This window comes from Mesorhizobium sp. ISC11, assembly GCF_037162595.1.
In the GTDB taxonomy this organism is placed as follows: domain Bacteria; phylum Pseudomonadota; class Alphaproteobacteria; order Rhizobiales; family Rhizobiaceae; genus Mesorhizobium; species Mesorhizobium ciceri.
The window spans coordinates 4,427,115-4,448,791 of sequence record NZ_JAVSPW010000001.1 but is presented as its reverse complement, the minus strand read 5'-3'; the positions used below and the strand labels follow the sequence as shown (position 1 = coordinate 4,448,791).

The window sequence follows — 21,677 nt, the reverse complement described above, 5'->3', positions numbered from 1 at the left end:
GGTACAACCGAGTGCAAACAGGGTTAGAGTTTTCTTAACAGGCCGGTTGCGGCAGATCGGATCACGCCGCCTCGGAAATGCCGGTGTCGATGATCGTCAGGTTACGGCCCTGGTGCTTGGCCTGGTAGAGGCGCCGGTCGGCGGCGCGCATCAACTCCGACACGCTGGCTTCCTCGCCGCAGACAGTACCGCCGATGCTGACCGTGAGCGGAATGGTCCGCTCGTCGACGGGCCGGAAGCGGATCAGCTCGACTTCGCGGCGAATGCGCTCGGCGACGCGCTTGGCCTCCTGCTCGGTGGCGCCAACCAGAAAGGCGCCAAATTCCTCGCCGCCGATGCGGCCGAGCACATCGCCGCTGCGCACGCCGCGCTGAATCGCGCTGGCGATCAAAAGCAGCGCGTCATCGCCGGTCAGGTGGCCGAAATTGTCGTTGATGGTCTTGAAGTGGTCGGCATCGATGATCAGCAGCGCGCCGCGATCGGACTTGCGGCGCGAACCGTCGAGCGCGGCAAAGAAGCTTTCCCGGTTGAGCATGCCGGTCATGTCGTCGCGGCTCGCCTTTTCCGCCAGGCGGCGATGCGCGGCGGCGAGCTGGGCATGGGCTCGGGCGAGATCGCGATGCGCGTTTTTCAGCCTGTCGCTTTGCCAGAAAGTGCTTGCGCTGGCGGCCCACGCCAGCACCAGCGGACAGAGCGTGGAGGTCAGCCAGATCGTCCGGTTGACCGGAAATCCCATGGCCGGAACGATGATCAGGGTCAGCAGGAGAGAGGCCGCGACTGAGGCGAAAGCAACGGCGGCGGATCTCAGAATTATGCTGTTCATCGCTTGCTCCCACAAGACTGCCTCTCTGCCAGCAAGCCCTGAAGGCCACCTTTCCCAGATGCCTAAAATTTGAATCGTGAGACGATTTACGCAACCTCAACGAGCAGAAGTTGTGGATAAAGTCGCTTTCGGAATGCGCGTTTCATGCCATAAGGAGTCCATGACCACGCTCCCTGACCCCGCCCGCTTCGCCCATGTCACCGACTGGGTCTTCGATCTCGATAACACGCTCTATCCGCACCATTCGAATCTGTTCTCGCAGATCGACGTCAAGATGACCGCCTATGTCGGCGAACTGTTGGCATTGCCGCGCGACGATGCGCGCAAGTTGCAGAAGGAGCTCTACCGCGAATATGGCACGACGCTGAACGGCCTGATGACACGCCACGGCATCGACCCCGACGATTTCCTCGAGAAGGTCCACGACATCGACTATTCATGGCTGGTGCCCGATCCCGTTCTCGGCACCGCCATCCGCCAGCTTCCCGGCCGCAAGTTCATCTTCACCAACGGCGACCGCAGGCACGCCGAGCGCACCGCGCGCCAGCTCGGCATCCTCGACCATTTCGACGACATCTTCGACATCGTCGCTGCGGGGCTCAATCCCAAGCCGGCGCGCCAGACCTACGAGAAGTTCGCCGAACTCCACGCCGTCACCGGCCACAATGCGGTGATGTTCGAGGATCTTGCCCGTAACCTTTCGGTGCCGAAGTCGCTCGGCATGACCACGGTGCTGATCGTGCCGCGCAATTTCGAGCCGACCTTTTCCGAGATATGGGAGCGCGACCCGGCCAATGAGGATGATGTCGATTTCGTCACCGACGATCTGGCGGGGTTTCTGACGGCGATTGTGGAGAGGGGGGAGGGGAAATGAAGAAATGATGAAATGACGAATTGGGGATTGATCCGAACGCAGAGCCACAATCCCTTCATTCTTCAATTCTTCAATTCTTCAATTCTTCAATTCTTCAATTCTTCAATTCTTCAATTCTTCAATTCTTCAATTCTTCAATTCTTCAATTCTTCAATTCTTCAATTCTTCAATTCTTCAATTCTTCAATTCTTCAATTCTTCAATTCTTCAATTCTTCAATTCTTCAATTCTTCAATTCTTCAATTCTTCAATTCTTCAATTCTTCAATTCTTCAATTCTTCAATTCTTCAATTCCCCGATCCCCAGCCCTACTCTCCTAACTTATAGAACCGGCTGATAATCCCCCACGCCTCATCCGCGGTGTCGACGAAGTCGATGATGTCCTGATCGCCGGGGCTGATCGTGCCCTGCTCGGCGAGGAAATCGAGATCGATCGCCCGCTTCCAGAAGGATTTGCCGAACAGGATCACCGGCACGCGCTCCATGCGCCCTGTCTGGATCAGGGTCAGCGTCTCGAAGAATTCGTCCATCGTGCCGAAGCCGCCCGGAAACACCGCGACCGCCTTGGCGCGCATGACGAAATGCATCTTGCGGATAGCGAAATAATGGAAGTTGAAACAGAGCTCCGGCGTCACATAGATGTTCGGCGCCTGCTCGTGCGGCAAGACGATGTTGAGGCCTATCGACGGCGCGCCGACATCGTCGGCGCCGCGGTTTCCCGCTTCCATCACGCCAGGCCCGCCGCCGGTCACCACGACATATTCGCGGTAATAGGAGGTAGCCGATTGCTGCGAGCAGAGGCGGGCGAATTTGCGCGCTTCCTCGTAGTATTTGCTGTTCTCTTCGAGGTTCTTCTTCTGCGTCTCGTTCTTGGCCGCCCAGGCCTCGCCGCCGGGTTCCGGCAGGCGCGCGCCGCCGAACAGGATCACCGTCGAGCGAATACCGCGTTCGGCTAGGATCATTTCCGGTTTCAGGAGTTCGAGTTGCAGCCTGACCGCGCGCAACTCGCGCCGCGTCATGAAGTCGGGATCGTTCCAGGCGAGCCGGTAGGTTTCGGCACGCGTCTGCGGCGTGTCAGGCACGCTCTTCGACCGCTCCAGATCCTCGTCCGAATGCGGCAGCGGCGTCCACCCCGCCTTTTCCATAGGAGTCATAACTACCCGTCCAATTCCCTTAACTGCGCCGTCCCGTGACGCACACGCGATTGACCCCCATTAAGCCTTAACATAGGGTCCGCGCGACTTTCAAAACAGGTTAAGGCTCAGCCCCTTAACAGCTTGGTAATGGAGCGAATTCATGTCGAAGCCCGATCTGGCGAGCCTCGAAAAGAGCATCGAGAAGGCCTTCGAGGAACGCGATGCGATTTCGACTGCGACGCGCGGCGAAACGCGCGATGCCATCCAGTCGGCGCTTGACCTGCTCGACCGCGGCGCCGTCCGCGTCGCCGAGCGGCAGGCCGACGGCAAGTGGCATGTCAACCAGTGGCTGAAGAAGGCCGTGCTTTTGTCCTTCCGGCTCAACCCGATGGAGATCATCAAGGGTGGTCCCGGCGAAGCGACGTGGTGGGACAAGGTGCCGTCGAAGTTCGATGGCTGGGGCGCTGTCGATTTCGAAAAGGAGGGCTTTCGCGCCGTGCCGGGGTCGATCGTGCGTCGCTCGGCCTATATCGCGTCGGGCGCCGTGCTGATGCCGTCCTTCGTCAATGTCGGCGCCTATGTCGATACAGGCACCATGATCGACACCTGGGTCGGGGTAGGCTCCTGTGCCCAGATCGGCAAGAACGTGCATCTTTCCGGCGGCGTCGGCATCGGCGGCGTGCTGGAGCCGATGCAGGCAGGTCCGACCATCATCGAGGACAATTGCTTCATCGGCGCGCGCTCGGAAGTGGTCGAGGGCTGCATCGTGCGCGAAGGCTCGGTGCTCGGCATGGGCGTCTTCATCGGCCAGTCGACCAAGATCGTCGACCGCGCTACCGGCGAGATTTTCTATGGCGAAGTGCCGCCGAATTCCGTCGTCGTCGCCGGAGCGATGCCGGGCAAGCCCTTTCCGAACGGCGAGCCGGGTCCGAGCCTCTACTGCGCCGTCATCGTCAAGCGCGTCGACGCCAAAACCAGGTCCAAGACCTCGATCAACGAATTGCTGCGCGATTGATCTTTGCGCAAAGCGGGCGCACCTTCCGCCGGCGCGACAATCGGTCGCGCGGGTTCATCATGGAGGGGTGACATGGACTGGAAGTATCTGCTCACAAGTTTTGACGGTCGCATCAACCGTGGCAAGTTCTGGGCCGCGATTGGCGTTTTCATCGTCATTGGCATCGTTGCCTTTATTCTCGATGCGATCCTCGGTACACGCATCACCACGGCCAGTGGCGCCCAGATCGGCATCATCGGCATTCTCATCGCTCTGGCCTCGATCTATTTCGCACTCGCAGTCTACGCCAAGCGCTGGCATGATCGCGGCAAGTCGGGCTGGTGGAGCCTGATCATGCTGGTGCCATTGATCGGCCCGATCTGGTTTCTGGTGGAATGCGGCATTCTCGAAGGCGCCAGGGGCGCCAATCAATATGGACCGGACCCGCTTGCCTGACAGATCAGATCTCACCTGGCTTTTCTTCAAAACCTCGGGCCGCGTCAGTCGCGCGGCCTATTTTCTTGGCGGGTTGCTCGTCGCCATCATCCAGGCCTTCCCGCTCTACCGCTTCACGCTGGTGCCGGAAGGTTCGGCCGAGAGCAACATGTGGTCGTTCATCTTCTTCGTCGCCTTCATCGCCTCGCTGTGGTCGAACATTGCCCTGGCGGTCAAGCGGCTGCACGATTTGGACAAGCCGGGCATTGCGGCGCTGATCTTGTTCGTGCCGGTGGTCTCGATCGTGGCCTTCCTTGTGTTGTGCCTGTTTCCGGGGCAGCCTGGACCCAACCGCTACGGCCGGCGCACCAACGAGCCAGCACAACCCTGAGGTTCGATCGGACATGCGCTACCGTACGCTTGATCCGAAGCTGATCATCGAGACCGCAGAACGGCTGGAGACGCGCGTTGCGGAGCGTTTCCCCGATGCCGGCCTGCGCGGCGTTGCCGCCGAACTGGTCTCGCTGTCGCGCGACCTGGCACAGGGCGCCAAGGCCCTGGAAGCGCCGATCTGGTGGCTGCGCGGCCTCATCGTCGCCGCTGTCGTTGCCGGCGCACTGATGTTCATCTTCGTCGGCACCGTCCTGCCATTCGACCGCATTTCCAAACCGGGTGATGCCGTCCAGTCGGTGCAAGGCATCGAAGCTTCGCTCAACATGTTCATCCTCGCCATTGTCGGATTTCTCGCCTTGATCCGCTCCGAGGAGCGCATCAAGCGCAAGCAGGTCTTTCGCCAGCTGCATGGCCTGCGCTCGCTGATCCACGTCATCGACATGCACCAGCTGACCAAGGATCCGGCGGCGCTGTCGGCCGATTTCAAGCCGACGTCGCATTCGCCCGCCCGCATCACCAATGCCGCCGACCTGGCGCGTTACCTCGACTATTGCTCCGAAATGCTGTCGATCACCGGCAAGATCGCCGCATTGTTCGCGCAGTCGGTCAATGACGACGTGGTCATCGACGGCGTCAACGACATCGAGAGCCTGGCGTCCAACCTGTCGCGGAAAATCTGGCAGAAGATCACGTTGATCGACGGCCGGCCGGTGCAACAATCTGCTCCGGCGCCAGGCCCGGCGAGCCAAGCCGCTCCGCTTCCGCTGCGCGCACCAAGGCGATGATCCGCTGAACCGTCGGCACGGGCGTGCCGGCCTTCCCCGCCAGCCGCAAGATGGCACCTTGCAAATCGTCGATCTCCGTCGGCCGGCCGCGCTGAAGATCGTCCCACATCGACGAGCGCGCCTGCGGGTCGATCGCCAGCATGCGCCGCGCCAAGAGCTTGAACAGCCAGTCCGGCAGCCTGAGCACTTTCGGCAGCAGCGCCGGCCGCAGGCCGGCGACCCGCGCCGGCTCGATGCCGGACGCTTTCAGTGCCGTCAGCGCCTCGTCGATCTGGCCGGCCAGGATCAGCCGCCAGCGTCGGTCGGCCAGTTCGGTTGCCAGCGGCAGGCCGGAAAGCGCCACCAGCGCGTTGTTCAGATTCATCAGCAGCTTACCCCACAGCACCGCCTTCATGTCGCCATGCGCTTCAACCGCAAACCCTTCGACGCCAAGCAGGCCGACCAGGCCGGCATCGCCATCCTCGACCATCACCTTGCCGTCGCTGGCGCGGTGCACGCGCAGCGGCAGCTCGCCGTCCGGCGACTGCACCACATTGAACGGCACCATGCCGGCCAGCACCGTTCGCCGGCCAAGTCCGGCACGCAGCCTGTCGGCATTGTCGACACCGTTCTGCAGGCTGATCACCACGGCGTCGGGCCGGGCATGAGCTTTGATAAGATCCGCCATGTCCTGAGTGGCGCCGCTCTTGACCGTGACCAGGATCACGTCCGCCTGCGGCAGGGTGGCGGCCGGATCGGTGGTGACGGCAAGCGCCTCCGGCTTGATCGAGCGATCGCGGCCCTGGAGGTCGCTGACCCGCAATCCGCCCTGCCGCAACGCTGCCTCGATGCGCGGCCGGGCCAGCAGAATGACCTTTCGGCTGGCCAGCGCCAGGCAGCCGCCGGCATAGCAGCCGATGCTGCCGGCACCGGCTATGACGATCCGTTTGTCCTTGTCTGCCATCCTGTCGCCCGCGCCGGGTCGCAACTATACGACATGAAAACCATAATATCGGCGGTATCGCCAGCCATGAGGCTGGCCCCTATGTCTGGCCGTGACAGGCCCTGCGCTTTCGACTATCGCTTTTGCCATGACGCTGCCGACCGATCCTGCCGAAAACCTCGCCGCCCTTATCCGTTGCGCTTCGGTGACGCCCGCTGAGGGCGGTGCGCTGACCGCGCTGGAGACGATGCTCAAACCGCTCGGCTTCCTGGTCGATCGGCCGGTGTTTTCCGAAGACGGCACGCCCGATATCGAAAACCTCTATGCAAGGCGTTCCGGCAATGGCCCGCATCTGATGTTCGCCGGCCACACCGACGTGGTGCCGGTCGGCGACGAAGCCGCCTGGACGCATCCGCCCTTCGCCGCCGAGATCGCCAATGGCGAGATGTATGGCCGCGGCGCCGTCGACATGAAGGGCGGCATCGCCTGTTTCATCGCCGCCGTGGCGCGCCATGTCGAGGCCAATGGCGGTCCGAAAGGCTCGGTCTCGCTGCTGATCACCGGCGACGAGGAAGGCCCCGCGATCAACGGCACGGTCAAGCTGCTCGAATGGGCGGCTTCCAGGGGCGAGAAATGGGATGCCTCTGTCGTCGGCGAGCCGACCAACCCGGATGCGCTGGGCGACATGATCAAGATCGGCCGCCGCGGCTCGATGTCCGGCGCCGTCACCGTCAATGGCCGCCAGGGCCATGTCGCCTATCCCTTGCTTGCCGACAATCCGGTGCGCGGGCTGATGAGCCTGGTCGATGCCTTGCTGCATCCGGTTTTCGACAAGGGAACCAGGGATTTCCAGCCGACCAATCTGGAGATCACCTCCATCGATGTGGGCAACCCGGCCACCAATGTCATCCCGGCCAAAGCGACCGCGACCTTCAACATCCGCTTCAACGACACCTGGACGGACGAGACCCTGCAGGCCGAAATCCACAACCGGCTCGACCAGGCGGCCAGGCGCAAGAAGTACCGGCAGGGCAAGAAGACGCCGGTCGACTACGAGCTCGTCTGGCGCGACCGGCCGAGCCATGTCTTCCTGACCCGTGACGACAGGCTGATCGAAACGCTGCGCGGCTCGATCAAGTCGGCGGTCGGCAAGGAGCCGACGCTGTCGACCTCCGGTGGAACCTCCGATGCGCGTTTCATCAAGGACTATTGCCCGGTGGTCGAGTTCGGGCTGGTCGGCAAGACCATGCACATGGTCGACGAGCGCGTCGCCATTGCCGACCTCGAGACGCTGACGCAAATCTACCAGCGCTTCATAGAAGACTGGTTCGGACAGGGCTGAACAGCATGCTTTCGGCGGACGAAACCCAAGCTTCGCTGACGGGCGCCTGGCGATTGATGCTCGGCAGAGCCGACGGCCTGCGCCTGCTCGACCTGTCGGCCGACGGCTTCTGGAATTCCTTCTTCGCCATTGTCGTTGCAGCACCGGCGCTGATCGTCGGCTGGGTCGGCATCGCCAACGAAATCGGCGATCCCGACGCCTTCGCGGGGCGCTTCAGCATGCTGGTGCGCCTGGCGACGGTCGACATCGGCTCCTGGGTGCTGCCGCTGGTTGCGCTCGCTTTCATCGCGCCGCGCGCCGGCATAGGCGGCCGCTTCGTCCACTACGTCGTTGCCAGCAACTGGGCTTCGGCCATCACCGCCTGGCTGATGCTGCCTTCGGCGCTGATCCGGCTTTTCCTGTCGTCCGCAAGCCAGGTTTCGAGCCTTGTGTCGCTGTTCCTCTTTGCCCTTTCTATGGTGCTGACCTGGCGCATGACAAATGCCACGATGGGCAGGGGCGCAGCGGTCGGCACGGCCGTTTTCGTCGGCATGTTCATTGCGTCGCTGCTGGTGCTGTTCGGCCTGCAGACGTTGCTCGGCATCACCGTCCCGGACGATGTCGGAGTTCAGAGCCTTTCCGGGCTCGTCTCGACCGGATAATCGACACCGGTGAGAAACAGCCCGTCGGGCGGCGCCACCTGGCCGCAGGCGGCGCGGTCGCGCGCCTCGAGCGATGTTTTCAGGTCGGCCGCGCTCCAGCCGCCGTCGCCGACACGCTTGAGCGAGCCGACCATCGAACGCACCTGGTTGTGCAGGAACGAGCGCGCCGAAGCCCTGACCTCGATCATGTCGCCTTGTCGGCTCACATCGAGCCGTTCCAGCGTCCTGATCGGGCTGTTGGCCTGGCACTGGGTCGAGCGGAAGGTGGTAAAGTCATGCCGTCCGAGCAGGACCTTTGCCGCTTCGTGCATGGCGCCGGCGTCGAGCCGCTTCGGCACCCACCACACCTTGCCCTTGTCGAGCGCGGCCGGCGCGCGGCGGTTCAGGATGCGGTAGAGATAGTGGCGGCCAATGGCCGAGAAGCGGGCGTCGAAACTGTCGGAGACCACCGTCGCTTTCAGGATGGCGATGCGCGCCCCGGCCGCCTGCAGATGGGCGTTGACGGCATCGCGCACCTTGTCGCTCGGCCACGCCTTGACGAGGTCGACATGCGCCACCTGCGCAGTCGCATGCACGCCGGCATCGGTGCGGCCGGCGGCGCGCAGCCTGATCGCTTCGCCGCAGAATTTTTCGATCGCCTGTTCGATCGCCTGCTGCACCGAAGGCTGATCCGCCTGGTGCTGCCAGCCGGCAAACAGGCTGCCGTCATATTCGATGTCGAGGCGAAAACGCGGCATTTGCGGCTAGAGCTCTCGCCTCGAGCAATTCCAGGAAAAGTGTGAAACGGTTTTCCGTTCGGAATTGCGTTAAAACAAAGAGGAGAACAGTTCGCCGTTTCCGTGAAAACGGCTGACTGTTCTACGCGGCGAGAGCGGTGAAGGCGGAGGCGTAGACCAGCCTGCCTGCTTCTGGCGCGTCACCCCAGGCCAGCGCCTGCAGCGCTTCGCCCTGGTATTCGCTTTCGAAGTTCTCGGCACGCGTGTGGCTATAGCCGAAACGCCCGTAATAGGTGGGGTCGCCCAGCACCACGGCCAGCGTCTCACCACCATCCTTGAGGCGGATATGCGCCTCGCGGATCAGCGCGCCGCCAATGCCGCTGCCATGGAACGAGGGCTCCACCGCCAGCGGCGCCAGCGCTACGGCCGCGAAGGTCTTGCCGCCATTCTGGACGAACAGCCGCGAAAACAGGATATGGCCGACCACCTGGCCGTCCTCTTCCGCAACCAGTTCGGCAACCGCGTCGCCGCCGGTCACCAGCGCGTCGACCAGACCGGCCTCCGCCTGCTGGCCGAAAGCGTGTTCCTCGACGAGGCGGATGGCCTCGCGATCCCGCGGCGTTGCCGCGCGTATCGACATCATGCTCATGAGAATTTCAGTCCTTTTTCGATCTTGGCCCCGCGCAGGAATTCCGACGCGGCAGCGGGCTTTCCGCCCGCCCGTTGAACTTCGACCAGCCTGATCGCGCCTGCCCCGCAGGCGACCGTCAGCCGGTCATCGAGAATTCCTCCCGACTCGCCCAAATCTTCCGAAGGCGACAGGCCTTGCGACAGCGTCGAGCGAAGCAGTTTCAGCCGCTCCTGGCGGCCGCCAATTCCTATCTCCGACCAGGCGCCTGGAAAGGGCGACAGGCCACGAATATGATTGTGGACCTCACTTGCCGAGCGAGTCCAGTCCACGCGAGTCTCGGATTTATCGATTTTCTTGGCGTAGGTCACCCCATCCACAGCTTGTGTGGTGAATGTCAGGGTGTTCCCTTCCAACCGCGCCAGCGCTTCCACCATCAAGGCAGCACCGACACTCATCAACCGATCATGCAGATCGCCGGCTGTCATATCGGGTTCGATGGCGCACTTTTCAACCAGCCCGACCGGACCGGTGTCCAGGGCCTCTTCCATGCGCATCACCATCATGCCGCTTTCCAGGTCACCGGCCATGATGGCGCGCTGGATGGGGGCGGCGCCGCGCCAGCGCGGCAGAAGCGACGCATGGCCGTTGACGCAGCCGAGCCGGGTTGCCTCCAGAACCGCCTTCGGCAGCAGCAAGCCATAGGCGACGACCACCGCCACATCGGCCTGCAAGGCGCGAAAAGCGGCCTGTTCGGCCTCGCCTTTGAGCGAAACCGGCGTCCGCACCTCGATGCCCAGTCGCTCCGCCTCGCGCTGCACCGGCGACGGCGTCAGCTCCAGCCCGCGTCGTCCGGCAGCGCGCGGCGGCTGGGTATAGACGGCTGATATCTCATGGCCAGCCTCGGCGATCGCGCGCAAGGTCGGCACCGAAAACTCCGGCGTACCCATGAAGATGACGCGAAGGGGCATTTTTTCTTCTGGTATCCTGTCTTCTTGCTCGCGCAGTGTGCCGGCTCAGGCATCCGCTTCAAACGGGTTTACGAGCTTCAGGTCAAGGCCGTCGAAGTCGCGGGACGACCGTCGCGCTATCTTTCCGCTTCGATCTTCTCCATGATTTCCGCGTATTCATCGCCAATTGCGCTTTCAGATACGAAAGCCGAGCGAATTGCAGCCCACGCCGAGAGGCTCGACTCCTCTCGGGCCGGCCTCTCCGCAACTATGCCTTTGCGCAGAAGGCCGATGGCCTTGTCCGAGACGCTCTGGCCGACCTCGCGCGCCGCCAGTTCGATCTCGCGCTTCAAAGGCTCAGGAATGTCCCTGATCAGCATGTCGACCGTCGGCATCTCCATTTGGTGGCAATCCTGCCGACAATAGGCCTGGAGGGGACTCCCGTACCTTATCCCGCGAGCTTGCCCGGCGCCTTGTCCCTGGCGAGCTTCTTGAATTTCTTTACCACCATGTCGCGCTTCAGCTTCGAGATGTGATCGATGAACAGGACGCCATTGAGGTGGTCGATCTCGTGTTGCAGGCAGGTCGCCATCAACCCCTCGGCCTCTATCTCCTGCAATTTGCCGTCGCGGTCGAGATATTTGACCCGCACGGCGGCGGGGCGTTCGACCTCGGCGTAATAATCCGGGATCGACAGGCAGCCTTCCTCATAGACGGAGCGCGCGTCGGCGCTCTCCAGGATTTCCGGATTGATGAAGACATGCGGCGCCGGCGTCTCGTCTTCCTTGGCGAGATCGATCACCAGCAAGCGCAGCGGCTCGCCGATCTGGATTGCCGCCAGCCCGATGCCCGGCGCATCATACATGGTCGCCAGCATGTCGTCGGCTAATTTGCGCAAAGGCGCGTCGACACGCTCTACGGGCTTGGAAACCTGGCGCAGGATGGGGTCGGGAAGGATGATGAGCGGCTTGATCGGCATGGCGTTCCACCTAAGACCTCCAGCGAAACGCGTCAACCGGTTGGCATCAGGCGCGTTCACGTTTTGATCTGTGCTATCGCGGCGAATCGTCTATGCTGTCCACATGAATGATTTGAGCACCATCCTTTCGGAGCCTGTCGCCCGGCTTGGCGCCACAACGATCACGCTCGGCCATGCGCTGGCCTTCGGCGTTTTGCTGTTTCTGGCCCTGTTCGTGGCGCTGGTCATTGCGTTGTGGCGGTCGGCCAAGGCGCGCGCCGTGGCGGCCGCGGAAGCCGCCGATCATGCCCGCGATGCGGAAGTGCGGATGGCCGGCATTCTGCAAAGCCAGGCCGAAATGCAGGGCCGCATGGGCGCCATTGCGGAAGTGTTCGGCGCACGGCAGGCGGAACTGACGCAATCGATCGGCCAACGCCTCGACGCCATGACCGGCCGGCTCGGCCAGACCATGACCGAGCAGACCAAATCCACGCATGAGAGCCTGGCCAAATTGCAGGAACGGCTGGCGGTCATCGACGTCGCGCAAGGCAACATCCAGTCGCTCGCCGGCCAGGTCGTGCAATTGCAGGCGATCCTCTCGAACAAGCAGACGCGCGGCGCGTTCGGCCAGTCGCGCATGGAGGCGATCGTTGCCGACGGCCTGCCGCACGGTGCCTATGAGTTCCAGGCGACGCTGTCGAACGGCAGCCGGCCCGACTGCCTGGTGAAGATGCCGAACGGCGCGCCGTCGCTGGCCATCGATGCAAAATTTCCGCTGGAAGCCTGGAACGCCATCCGCGCCGCCGATGGCGCCGATCTGCAGAAGGCAGCTTCGCAGGCCTTCCGCCGCGACATCGAGATACATGTCCGCGATATCTCGGAAAAATACCTGATCCAGGGCGAGACGCAGGACACTGCCTTCATGTTCGTGCCGTCGGAATCGGTGTTCGCCGAGATCCACGAGAATTTCGAGGCGATCGTGCACAAGGCGCACCGTGCGCGCGTCGTCATCGTCTCGCCGTCGCTGCTGATGCTGTCGATCCAGGTCATCCAGGCGATCCTCAAGGATGCCCGCATGCGCGAACAGGCGCACCTGATCCAGGGCGAGGTCATCCGGCTGATGGAGGATGTTGCGCGTGTCGATGAGCGGGTGCGCAAGCTGCAGGTGCATTTCGGCCAGTCGGCCAAGGACATCGACGACATACTGGTTTCGACGTCGAAGGTCACCAAGCGCGGCCAGAAGATCGAGGCGCTGGAATTCGGCGCGCAGCCCGACGGCGATGCCGCCGTAGACGCCGCGTCACGGGGTCCCGCCGCCAAGGTCGATACCGGCGCGCGCGTTGCCGATTCGAAAACCGGGCAGCTCAGGCTGAGGGTCGTCGAAGGCGACGATTGAGGCGCGGTGCCGGACCGGCGCTACTGCTCCTCCAACGTGGTCATGCCCTGAAATTCAGGCAGCCAGTGCAGCGCCGAGCGGTGCCATTTCTGCTGTGTCGGGATCAAATCCTGGCGCTGCCGCGCGGTCCCCACGCGAATTCCATAGACCTTCGGACCATCTCCGACAGACGTGGCGTAAAGATGCGAACCGCAGTCGGCGCAAAAGGCCTGGGTGCGCTTGGCGCCGCTCGCCACGATCTTGATGTAGATTTTCGGCGTGCCCTTGGTGATGCGATAGTTGCTTTCCGGCGCCGGAACCGTAAGGCGAAAAGCCGTGCCAGTCAGTTGCTGGCAATCCGTGCAGTGGCAGATCGTGGTCTTTTCCGGATCGACCTCCGCCTCGTAGGTGATGGCGCCACAATGACAGCCGCCGTCTATTCTCATCTTCGTTCCTCCAAAGCCCCTTCAATCTAGCGGCGCAAGGCCGTGAGGCAATGGCACGGTTTTAGTCCAGGGCAGGATCGGATGCGGAATCGATCAGCCTGCGCCGCTGCTCCCAGGTGCCTGACGTCTGCGGCTTGACGAACAGCCGTGTGATCTCCGGCATTTCCTTCTTCAACTGCGCCTCCAGGCGCTCGACGCAAGCTTCGATCTCGGGCGCCGTCAAATGGTCCTCGAACTCGATGCTGAGCCCGGCGACGATCTCTGTCGGCCCCATATGGACGGTCAGGACGCCGTTCGCCCGCTGCACCGCCGGATCCTGCTGGACGATCGCCAACACTTTCATCTGCACCTCGGGCGACGCCGGCTCGCCGATCAGCAGGCCCTTGCTTTCGCGGGCCAGGAAGATCGCGGTCGCGCCAAGGATCAGCCCGATGCCGATAGAGGCGGCGCCGTCGAGCTCCGGCATCTCCAGCAGTTCCGCCGCCAATATGCCGGCGAAAGCGACGATCAGGCCGAGAAGTGCCGCACTGTCCTCGAACAGCACGGTGTAGACGCTCGGATCCTTGCTCGACTGCACGGCCTGCAGCCAGCCTTGCCTGCCCTTCTGCCGGCGAAACTCCTTCAGCGCCACCCACCACGAACTGCCTTCGAACAGGAAGGAAAGGCCCAGAACAATATAGTTGACCTTGGCGTTGGCGACCGGCTCCGGCGCCATGATATGGACCACGCCTTCGTAGAACGACACGCCGGCGCCCAGCGCGAAGACGAGGAGCGCGACGATGAAGCTCCAGAAGTAGAGTTCGCGGCCGTGGCCGAGCGGATGCGTGCGATCGGCCGGGCGAGCGGCGCGGTGCATGCCGTAGAGCAGCAGGCCGCCATTGCCGGTATCGACCAGCGAATGGACGCCCTCCGACAGCATCGCCGAACTGCCGGTAAAGGCGGCGGCGGCGAACTTGGTCAGCGCGATGGCGAGATTGCCGGCGAGCGCCGCGTAGATCACCTTTTTTGAGCCGCCGTGCCCGGCCATGGCATTTGCCCCGTTCAAGGCGCAGTCTAGCGGCCAGGCCGCTAAAGCTCCACAGGCATCACACCGCGCGAATGTCGGGTCGTCCACGGCAGCGGCCATGAGAGATCGGTCTATGGAAAACGGCGACTACTCGATGATCTCGCTGGTCCACACCTTGAAGCCGGCAAGCGTTCCCGGGCCGAAAATATGGGTCAGCGGCACGTCGGCGGCGTCGCGGCCGGAGGCGATCAGGATGCGGCCGATGCGCGGTGCATTGTTGCGCGGGTCGAAGACATGCCAGCGGCCGCCGAGATAGACTTCCACCCAGGCGCAGAAATCCATGCTTGCCCATGGCTTCGGCATACCGATGTCGCTGATGTAGCCGGTGCAATAGCGTGTTGGGATGTTGAGCGCCCGGCAGAAGGTGACGGCGAGATGCGCGTAGTCGCGGCACACGCCGCTCCGTTCACGATAGGCTTCCGCCGCGGTGCGCGTCGGCCGTGCATTGCCGTAGTTGAAGACGATGTGGCTGTGGACGAAGTCGCAGACCGCCTGCACGCGCGGAATACCCAGCGGCGTGTTGCCGAACAGCCGCCACGCCTCGTCAGCCAGAAGGTCGCTTTCGCAAAAACGGCTGGGCAGCAGGAACAGCAATGTGTCCGCCGGCAGGTCGCGCACCTCGTGCTGCCAGGCCATCAGGTCGCCCATCTCGAAGGTGCCGGGGTCGCGGATCACCGCGTCGGTGCCGAAGGTGAAGCGCCCGGGCGGCGCGACAAGCCGGTTGCACCAATTGCCGAAACTGTCGCGATAGCTTTCGATCGGCACCGGTGGATTGGAAATCAGGAAATCCGGCCGCTCAAGATCGGAGGCCCGCGAATAGTGCACATTCAGCATCGCGATGAGCGGCGTTTCCTGCGGAAAGTCGAAGCTCATCTCGCAGCCGATGTGGATTCGCATTGTCGTCCTGACGGCCTGCCTGACGATCACCCGGCGAAGCTCGGGTCGATGCTGCAGTGCGAAAATGACCATGGCACGGACCGCCATGGTTTACGAGCAAATTAGAGCAATTCCAGGAAAAGTGTGAAGCGGTTTTCCGTCCGGAATTGCGTCAAAACAAAGAGTTAGAGCAATTCGCTGTTTCCGCGAAACGGTGAATTGCTCTAGAAACCGGTTGAAAGCGATCCGCTGTCGGCGGCAACAGTCGCTAACCCCTTGCGGTCGGGCGGTTCTCTTGTTTCACTTGGCTTCTCACATCAGGAGGAACGAATCATGGCTAAAGGTGCGATGAAGGCAGGCAAGGAAGCCCGCAAGCCGAAGAAGGACGCCAAGAAGCCCGCTCCGGCTCCGGCGCTGAAGGCGCCGCCGGTCAAGGCGATGAAGCTCAAGGACAAGTAGGTCCGGCGATCCACTTCGCAATAAGATTACGGCCGGCGACACTTGTTGCCGGTCGCTGTTGATCGAGCGCCCGAAATTCTTATATTGGCGTGGCGGGGACGACCTCGCGCTTCCCCAAATCCGGACGGGACGACCCGCCATTGTTTGACTGATCGTCGGACGCCGAAGTCACTTTTCGGTCCGATGCTCTGATGGAGCGTTGTCGATGTCGTGGATTCTTCTCTTTTTCGCTGGCTTGTTCGAGATCGGCTGGGCAATCGGCCTCAAATACACCGATGGCTTCTCGAAGCTGGTGCCGACCGTGCTGACCGTTGCCTCGATGGTCGTCAGCCTCACTCTGCTCGGCCTGGCGCTGAAGGCGCTGCCCGTCGGCACCGCCTATGCGGTGTGGACCGGCATCGGCACCGTCGGTACGGCACTGCTCGGCATCTGGCTGCTCGGCGAACCGGCCACCGCGATCAGGCTGGCCTGCATCGCGCTCATCGTCTGCGGCATCATGGGGCTGAAGTTCGCCGCCTGACGGTAACGCTTAGGTCTCTTGGTTTGCGCATGTCGTCCTCCCAGAGCCGGGACCAGGGCGACATGCATGGGACAAACACGTTCAGGGCCGCTGCGAGCGACCCTGATTCTCGAAGCAGATTGCTCCGTAGCCGAGAGCTAGCGGGCGGAGAAGCCCGGAGGCGTCCTGCCGGTACGCTGCTTGCGTGCCGCATAACGCGCGTCACGCTTGGCCTTGCGTTCGGCTTCGTCGGCCAGAAGACGGGCGATGCGCTCGTTCTCTTCGGATTCCCGAATCTTGGCCTCGGCCTGTGCAGCTTCCTCGGCGGCGATACGTGCCGCTTCGGCTGCTGCCTCGCGCTCGGCCTTCTCGACCGCTTCGCGTGCCAGCTTCTCCTGCTTCAGCCGGGCCTTTTCGGCCTCGCGGATTTCGCGGGCCGCAAGGATAGCCTTGCGTTCAGCCTGCCGCGCCAGCACTGCGGGATCATCCGCCGCCGGCTTTGCCTTGAAGCGCTCGAGGAGCGCCTTCTTTGCCTCGTTTGCGGCATTGCGCCGCTCGAAAACGTCTTTTTCCCTGTAGATAGCCAAGTCCACTTCCCTGAAGTCAATTCGCGACGCTTACATACGCGCGAAAACCGAGAGTTCAAGCGCCAAAACGGCATGGCAGCCATGAAATTGTCGGCTGTTGCACTCGGGAGACGCCTTTGGAGCAATTCCAGGAAAAGTGTGAAGCGGTTTTCCGTCCGGAATGGCGACGAAGAGATAGAGCCGAAACCGACATGCACTGTTCACCGTCCGCCCCACTGGCGGCGCGGCTGAGGCGTCGCTACGTCTAACCCGAAAACCCAACACCAGGATGACATCAAATGGAACTCGGTCTCTACACATTCGCCGACGTCAGCCCGCAGCCGGGCCCCGGTGCCATCGGCCCGCATGAGCGGCTGCGCAACCTGATCGAGGAGATCGTGCTGGCCGACCAGGTCGGCCTCGACGTCTTCGGCCTCGGCGAGCATCACCGGCCCGACTATGCCGCCTCCGCACCGGTCGTGGCCCTGGCCGCGGCGGCCGAGCGTTCGAAGCGCATCAAGCTGACCAGCGCGGTCACCGTTCTGTCTTCCGATGACCCGGTGCGCGTTTTCCAGCAATTTGCCACGCTCGATCTTCTGTCGGGCGGCCGCGCCGAGATCATGGCCGGCGCGGCTCGTTCATCGAATCCTTCCCGCTGTTCGGTTTCAACCTCGAGGATTATGACGAGCTGTTCGCCGAAAAACTGGATCTGCTGCTTGCCATCCGCGACAGCGTGAAGGTCACCTGGTCGGGCAATCTGCGTGCGCCGATCAACGATCGCGGCGTTTATCCCCGGCCCTTCCAGGACAGGCTACCGGTCTGGATCGCCATTGGCGGCACGCCGCAGTCTGCCGCCCGCGCTGGCGCGCTCGGCCTGCCGCTGGCGCTCGCCATCATTGGCGGCGAGCCGGCGCGTTTCGCGCCGCTGTTCGATCTCTACCGCGAAGCCGCCAAGCGCGCGGGCAGTGATCCGGCGGGCCTTGCCACCAGCATCAACGTGCATGGCTTCATCGCCGAGACGACCGAGCAGGCGGCCGACGATTTCTACGGCCCGCAGGCGGAGGTGATGAACCGCATCGGCCGCGAGCGCGGCTGGGGTCCGACATCGCGGGCGCATTTCGACCAGTCGCGCGGCCCCACAGGCGCCCTGTTCGTCGGCAGTCCCGAGCAAGTGGCTGAAAAGATCGTCGCCCAGCACAAGATCTTCGGCAATGACCGCTTCCTGCTGCAGATGGCGATCGGCACCATGCCGCACGCCAAGATCATGAAGGCGATCGAACTCTACGGCACCAGGGTGGCGCCGATCGTGCGCAAGGAAACAGCCAAGCCCGCCACAGCCGTCACGTCGCCGGCAGCTTGACCCGGAGCCGGCGCGAGCGGCCTCAATCCCGAAGCCGGCTCATGGAACCCTCGCCCGTAATTCTGCGTTTCATGGAGGCGATTGCCGTGCGAAGGGGCGCCGGCTTGAGGGGTGACCATGAAAACCGAACCCACAGCCTGGGGTCAGGACGTTTCCGATGAACCGGAATCGCGTGCCGCGGCTCGCGCCGACACGCGTCTGATGCGCTCGTTGCTGATCGGCATCTTCCTGTTCATGGCCATCTACGCGCTCTACTTCGCCCGCGCCTTTTTCATGCCAGTGCTTCTGGCTTTCCTGCTGGCGCTGACGCTGACGCCGATCGTCCGGCTGCTGCGCAAGCACGGTATCCCGGAAGTGATCTCGGCAACCCTTCTGGTGCTGTTGTCCCTCTGTGTGTTCGCCACCGCCGGCTATCTGCTCAGTGGCCCGATAATCGATCTTATCAACAACACCTCGTCGATCGGCCAGAAGCTCACCGAACGGTTGGCGCAATTGCGACAGCCGCTCGAGAAGATCATGCAGATTTCGCATCAGATCGAACAACTGACCGAGACCTCGCAGGAGTCGGGCATTCAGAAGGTGGCGGTAGCGCAGTCCGGCATCCTGTCGGCGGCCGCCAGCAACATCCTGTCGGCGGGAACAGGCCTCACCATTATCTTCGTGCTGTCGCTGTTCCTGCTCGCCTCCGGCACGATGTTTTATGAAAAGATCATCCAGTCCTTCGCCAGCCTCAGCGAAAAGAAGCGGGCGCTGCGCGTCGTCTATGACGTCGAACGCGAAATCTCGCACTATCTGCTCACCGTCACCATCATCAATGCCGGCCTCGGCACGGTCATCGCTCTCGGTCTTTGGGCGCTCGGCGTGCCCAATCCGCTGGTCTGGGGCGTTGCTGCCGCCCTGCTCAATTTCCTGCCCTATGTCGGAGCACTGATCACCATCGTGCTTGTCACGGTCATGGCGTTGATCAGCTTCGATACCATCTTCTACGCGCTTCTGGCGCCGGCCTTCGTGATCTTGTGCGACATCGTCGAAGGCCAGTTCGTGACGCCGATGGTGGTCGGCAGGCGCCTCGAGATCAACGCCGTGGCGATCTTTATCGCCATCGCCTTCTGGTCATGGCTGTGGGGTTTCGTCGGCGCCCTGATGGCGGTGCCGCTGCTGGTCGTCATCAAGGTGTTCTGCGATCATTTCGATGGGCTCAGCCATGTCGGCAATTTTCTCGCCGCGCAGCACGCGGTTGTCGTCGAGGAGGACGACATCGCCGACCCCGAAGCTGTCAAAGGCTGATCAATATTTTTGAATTTGCGGCGCCGCCGGATGCTTCCTACATGCGCTCCTGACACAGGATCCCACCCATGACCGACCTTTCCGTTCTCGACCTGTCGCCGATCGTCGAAGGCAGCGATGCCTCGCAGTCGCTGGCCAATTCGCTCGATCTTGCCCGTCATGCCGAGCGCCTGGGCTACAAGCGTTTCTGGCTGGCTGAGCATCACAACATGCCGGGTATTGCCAGTGCCGCCACAGCCGTCGTCATTGCCCATGTCGCCGGCGGCACCAAGACCATTCGTGTCGGCGCTGGCGGCATCATGCTGCCCAACCATTCGCCGCTGGTGATTGCCGAGCAGTTCGGCACGCTGGCCGCATTGCATCCGGGCCGCATCGATCTCGGCATCGGCCGGGCGCCCGGCACCGACATGGGTACCGCCCGCGCCTTGCGCCGCAATCTCGAGGCCGGGGTCGACAATTTCCCGCAGGATGTCGTCGAGCTGATGGGCTATTTCCAGCCGGCCGAGGAAGGCCAGCGCATCCGTGCCGTGCCCGGCGAAGGCCAGGGCGTGCCGGTCTGGATCCTCGGCTCCAGCCTCTACGGCGCGCAGCTTGCCGCCATGCTCGGCCTGCCCTATGCCTTCGCCTCGCATTTCGCGCCGGCGGATCTGGATCACGCGCTGGATGTCTACCGCTCGCGCTTCCAGCCCTCCGAGCAGCTCGACAAGGCGCATGTCATGCTTGGCCTCAACGTCTTTGCCGCGCCCACCGATGCCGAGGCTCGTTTGCTGTTCACCTCGCTGCAACAGGCTTTCGTCAATCTGCGCACCGGCCGGGCCGGACGGCTGCCGCCACCTGTCGAGAACTATGACCGCGATCTCGATCCGATGGCAAAGACCATGCTGGGCCAGGCATTGTCCTGCGCCGTCGTCGGCTCCCCGGAAACGGTGCGGCAAGGCATCGACGCCTTCGTGCGCCGCACCGGCGCCGACGAGCTGATGGTCACCGCGCAGATTTTTGATCATGCGGCGCGGGTGCGGTCGTTCGAGATTCTGGCCGAGGCGCACAAATCGCTGTCGCAGGCGGCCTGAGAAGTTCTGGTACGATATATGCTGGGCGAAAAACTATGCGCTCACGCTCTGCGCAATCGCCCCGAGCGGGCGGCATGAATTGCGGATCATCAGCCGGCCCTTGAGCAAAAGCTTGCGCGGCGGCGCGTCCCTGTTGCCGGCGAGACGGTCGAGAAGCAGATTGGCCGCCTGTTCGCCGATCGCCTGCACCGGCTGCGCGACGGTGGTCAGCTGCGGCTGAAACACGTCGGACCATGGAAAGTCGTCGAAGCAGGCAACTGAAATGTCTTCCGGGCAGGACAGGCCGATGTCGCGGATCGCCTTCATGGTGCCGATCACCATCGGGTTGTTGGCCGAGAAGATCGCGCTTGGCCGATCGTGCGAGGACAGCATCTGCATGGTCGCGTTGTAGCCGTCGATCTCGTGGAAATTGCCGAAGCGGATCAACTCCTCCGCGATCGGCAGGCCGGCGGCGTGAAGCGCCTCGCGATATCCCGCCATGCGATCATGCATCGGCGAAATGTCCGACGTGCCGGTGATGTAACCGATGCGCCGGTGGCCGAGATTGATCAGATAGGTGATGGCGTCGAACACCGCGCGCTGGTTGTCCAGCACCACGGCATCGGTGTCGACGCCTTTGCAGATACGATCGAGCAGCACCACCGGCACGTTGGCGTCGTCGACGATCCGCTTGAGGATCGCGCCGTCGCCGACGCGCGCCACGATCAGCCCGTCGACCATGCGGTCGAGCAGCAGCTTGATCTGATCGTCCTGGGTATTCAAATCCTCGTCCGTGCAGCACAGCATGACGGCATAGCCGGCCCGGTCGAAGGCCTGCTGGATGACCGAGACGACATCGGTGAAGAATGGGTTGGTGATGTGCGGCACGGTCAGTCCGATCGTGCGGGTCGTGCCCATCTTCAGGCTGCGGGCGATCGCGTTGCGCTTGTAGCCGATATCGCGGATCGCCTGTTCGATGCGCTGGCTAAGCTCCGGACTGACCGTCGCCGTGCCATTGATCAGCGCCGAAACGGTGGCGACAGAAACACGCGCCGCTTCAGCCACATGAAGCATGGTGGGCGCGGTGGATTTCCGGTG

The 21,677-nt window shown here is 62.9% G+C and carries 25 protein-coding genes and 1 pseudogene; 13 read left to right on the top strand and 13 right to left on the bottom strand.

The genetic code is table 11. From position 1 onward, the window contains the following. Positions 1-61 precede the first annotated feature (61 nt). On the bottom strand, positions 62-823 hold the full coding sequence (locus tag RPF88_RS21610; protein WP_013528483.1) for a GGDEF domain-containing protein: 762 nt from the start codon (positions 821-823) through the stop codon (positions 62-64). Positions 824-983: 160 nt separating this feature from the next. Here RPF88_RS21610 and RPF88_RS21605 point away from each other — a divergent pair, with 160 nt between their 5' ends. Next, positions 984-1,697, top strand: a complete 714-nt coding sequence (locus tag RPF88_RS21605; RefSeq protein WP_013528482.1) for a pyrimidine 5'-nucleotidase — start codon at positions 984-986, stop codon at positions 1,695-1,697. Positions 1,698-2,004: 307 nt separating this feature from the next. Here RPF88_RS21605 and RPF88_RS21600 read toward each other — a convergent pair whose 3' ends face one another. After that, positions 2,005-2,850, bottom strand: coding sequence for an LOG family protein (locus RPF88_RS21600; RefSeq protein ID WP_013528481.1), 846 nt, complete (start codon positions 2,848-2,850; stop codon positions 2,005-2,007). Between the two features lie 142 nt (positions 2,851-2,992). On the opposite strand from RPF88_RS21600, the gene dapD reads away from it, so the two are divergent. The 4 genes from dapD to RPF88_RS21580 all read left to right on the top strand — a co-directional run bounded on the left by dapD (position 2,993) and on the right by RPF88_RS21580 (position 5,439). Continuing rightward, positions 2,993-3,847, top strand: coding sequence for a 2,3,4,5-tetrahydropyridine-2,6-dicarboxylate N-succinyltransferase (dapD, locus tag RPF88_RS21595; RefSeq protein WP_337123169.1), 855 nt, complete (start codon positions 2,993-2,995; stop codon positions 3,845-3,847). Positions 3,848-3,919: 72 nt separating this feature from the next. Then, positions 3,920-4,282, top strand: a complete 363-nt coding sequence (locus RPF88_RS21590; RefSeq protein ID WP_013528479.1) for a DUF805 domain-containing protein — start codon at positions 3,920-3,922, stop codon at positions 4,280-4,282. Beyond that, positions 4,275-4,652, top strand: coding sequence for a DUF805 domain-containing protein (locus RPF88_RS21585; protein ID WP_024502086.1), 378 nt, complete (start codon positions 4,275-4,277; stop codon positions 4,650-4,652). The genes RPF88_RS21590 and RPF88_RS21585 overlap by 8 nt, the downstream gene beginning before the upstream one ends. Before the next feature lie 13 nt (positions 4,653-4,665). Then, the gene (locus RPF88_RS21580) at positions 4,666-5,439 is read left to right on the top strand and encodes a hypothetical protein (RefSeq protein WP_013528477.1); all 774 of its coding nucleotides are present in this window, start codon (positions 4,666-4,668) and stop codon (positions 5,437-5,439) included. Here the strand turns inward: RPF88_RS21580 and RPF88_RS21575 are convergent. Continuing rightward, positions 5,342-6,382, bottom strand: a complete 1,041-nt coding sequence (locus tag RPF88_RS21575; protein WP_013528476.1) for a 2-dehydropantoate 2-reductase — start codon at positions 6,380-6,382, stop codon at positions 5,342-5,344. The two genes, RPF88_RS21580 and RPF88_RS21575, sit on opposite strands and share 98 nt — an antisense overlap. Positions 6,383-6,509: 127 nt before the next feature. Here RPF88_RS21575 and dapE point away from each other — a divergent pair, with 127 nt between their 5' ends. Then, positions 6,510-7,703, top strand: a complete 1,194-nt coding sequence (dapE, locus tag RPF88_RS21570) for a succinyl-diaminopimelate desuccinylase (RefSeq protein WP_013528475.1) — start codon at positions 6,510-6,512, stop codon at positions 7,701-7,703. A gap of 5 nt (positions 7,704-7,708) precedes the next feature. Next, positions 7,709-8,344 carry a hypothetical protein gene (locus tag RPF88_RS21565; RefSeq protein ID WP_013528474.1) on the top strand — a complete coding sequence of 212 codons (636 nt, stop codon included), beginning with the start codon at positions 7,709-7,711 and terminating at the stop codon, positions 8,342-8,344. Here RPF88_RS21565 and truA read toward each other — a convergent pair. The 5 genes from truA to def all read right to left on the bottom strand — a co-directional run bounded on the left by truA (position 8,311) and on the right by def (position 11,617). Next, positions 8,311-9,081 carry a tRNA pseudouridine(38-40) synthase TruA gene (gene truA, locus RPF88_RS21560; protein WP_224620822.1) on the bottom strand — a complete coding sequence of 257 codons (771 nt, stop codon included), beginning with the start codon at positions 9,079-9,081 and terminating at the stop codon, positions 8,311-8,313. The genes RPF88_RS21565 and truA overlap by 34 nt on opposite strands. Positions 9,082-9,202: 121 nt before the next feature. Beyond that, positions 9,203-9,709, bottom strand: a complete 507-nt coding sequence (locus tag RPF88_RS21555) for a GNAT family N-acetyltransferase (RefSeq protein ID WP_013528472.1) — start codon at positions 9,707-9,709, stop codon at positions 9,203-9,205. Continuing rightward, on the bottom strand, positions 9,706-10,659 hold the full coding sequence (fmt, locus tag RPF88_RS21550; RefSeq protein WP_337123168.1) for a methionyl-tRNA formyltransferase: 954 nt from the start codon (positions 10,657-10,659) through the stop codon (positions 9,706-9,708). The genes RPF88_RS21555 and fmt overlap by 4 nt, the downstream gene beginning before the upstream one ends. Before the next feature lie 116 nt (positions 10,660-10,775). Then, positions 10,776-11,039, bottom strand: coding sequence for a hypothetical protein (locus RPF88_RS21545; protein WP_013528470.1), 264 nt, complete (start codon positions 11,037-11,039; stop codon positions 10,776-10,778). Positions 11,040-11,086: 47 nt separating this feature from the next. Continuing rightward, the gene (gene def / locus RPF88_RS21540; protein ID WP_064992801.1) at positions 11,087-11,617 is read right to left on the bottom strand and encodes a peptide deformylase; all 531 of its coding nucleotides are present in this window, start codon (positions 11,615-11,617) and stop codon (positions 11,087-11,089) included. A gap of 103 nt (positions 11,618-11,720) precedes the next feature. On the opposite strand from def, the gene RPF88_RS21535 reads away from it, so the two are divergent. Next, the gene (locus RPF88_RS21535) at positions 11,721-12,992 is read left to right on the top strand and encodes a DNA recombination protein RmuC (RefSeq protein WP_024502080.1); all 1,272 of its coding nucleotides are present in this window, start codon (positions 11,721-11,723) and stop codon (positions 12,990-12,992) included. Positions 12,993-13,012: 20 nt separating this feature from the next. Here the strand turns inward: RPF88_RS21535 and RPF88_RS21530 are convergent, their stop codons facing one another. The 3 genes from RPF88_RS21530 to RPF88_RS21520 form a co-directional block, all read right to left on the bottom strand. Then, positions 13,013-13,417: a GFA family protein gene (locus RPF88_RS21530; RefSeq protein ID WP_013528467.1), complete on the bottom strand. Its 405-nt coding sequence runs from the start codon at positions 13,415-13,417 to the stop codon at positions 13,013-13,015. 61 nt (positions 13,418-13,478) lie between these two features. Beyond that, on the bottom strand, positions 13,479-14,444 hold the full coding sequence (locus tag RPF88_RS21525) for a cation diffusion facilitator family transporter (protein WP_337123167.1): 966 nt from the start codon (positions 14,442-14,444) through the stop codon (positions 13,479-13,481). A 126-nt stretch (positions 14,445-14,570) separates the two neighbouring features. Next, the gene (locus RPF88_RS21520) at positions 14,571-15,380 is read right to left on the bottom strand and encodes a transglutaminase-like domain-containing protein (RefSeq protein WP_127368434.1); all 810 of its coding nucleotides are present in this window, start codon (positions 15,378-15,380) and stop codon (positions 14,571-14,573) included. A gap of 312 nt (positions 15,381-15,692) precedes the next feature. Here RPF88_RS21520 and RPF88_RS21515 point away from each other — a divergent pair, with 312 nt between their 5' ends. Both RPF88_RS21515 and sugE read left to right on the top strand, forming a co-directional pair. Continuing rightward, positions 15,693-15,818 (top strand): hypothetical protein, encoded by a 126-nt coding sequence (locus RPF88_RS21515; RefSeq protein WP_013528464.1) that lies wholly within the window; start codon positions 15,693-15,695, stop codon positions 15,816-15,818. A 205-nt stretch (positions 15,819-16,023) separates the two neighbouring features. Beyond that, complete coding sequence (sugE, locus tag RPF88_RS21510; RefSeq protein WP_013528463.1) at positions 16,024-16,338, top strand: quaternary ammonium compound efflux SMR transporter SugE; 315 nt, start codon at positions 16,024-16,026, stop codon at positions 16,336-16,338. Between the two features lie 137 nt (positions 16,339-16,475). On the opposite strand, the gene RPF88_RS21505 is transcribed toward sugE, so the two are convergent. Next, a complete protein-coding gene (locus tag RPF88_RS21505; protein ID WP_013528462.1) occupies positions 16,476-16,904 on the bottom strand; it encodes a DUF6481 family protein in 429 nt (142 codons plus the stop codon). A 278-nt stretch (positions 16,905-17,182) separates the two neighbouring features. On the opposite strand from RPF88_RS21505, the pseudogene RPF88_RS21500 reads away from it, so the two are divergent. From RPF88_RS21500 to RPF88_RS21490, 3 genes and pseudogenes are all read left to right on the top strand, one after another. After that, positions 17,183-18,243, top strand: a pseudogene (locus tag RPF88_RS21500) (LLM class flavin-dependent oxidoreductase). A gap of 117 nt (positions 18,244-18,360) precedes the next feature. Next, a complete protein-coding gene (locus RPF88_RS21495; RefSeq protein ID WP_337123166.1) occupies positions 18,361-19,530 on the top strand; it encodes an AI-2E family transporter in 1,170 nt (389 codons plus the stop codon). A 68-nt stretch (positions 19,531-19,598) separates the two neighbouring features. Then, positions 19,599-20,600, top strand: a complete 1,002-nt coding sequence (locus RPF88_RS21490) for an LLM class flavin-dependent oxidoreductase (RefSeq protein WP_337123165.1) — start codon at positions 19,599-19,601, stop codon at positions 20,598-20,600. 33 nt (positions 20,601-20,633) lie between these two features. Here the strand turns inward: RPF88_RS21490 and RPF88_RS21485 are convergent, their stop codons facing one another. Beyond that, positions 20,634-21,653 carry a LacI family DNA-binding transcriptional regulator gene (locus RPF88_RS21485; RefSeq protein WP_013528458.1) on the bottom strand — a complete coding sequence of 340 codons (1,020 nt, stop codon included), beginning with the start codon at positions 21,651-21,653 and terminating at the stop codon, positions 20,634-20,636. Positions 21,654-21,677: the final 24 nt, after the last annotated feature.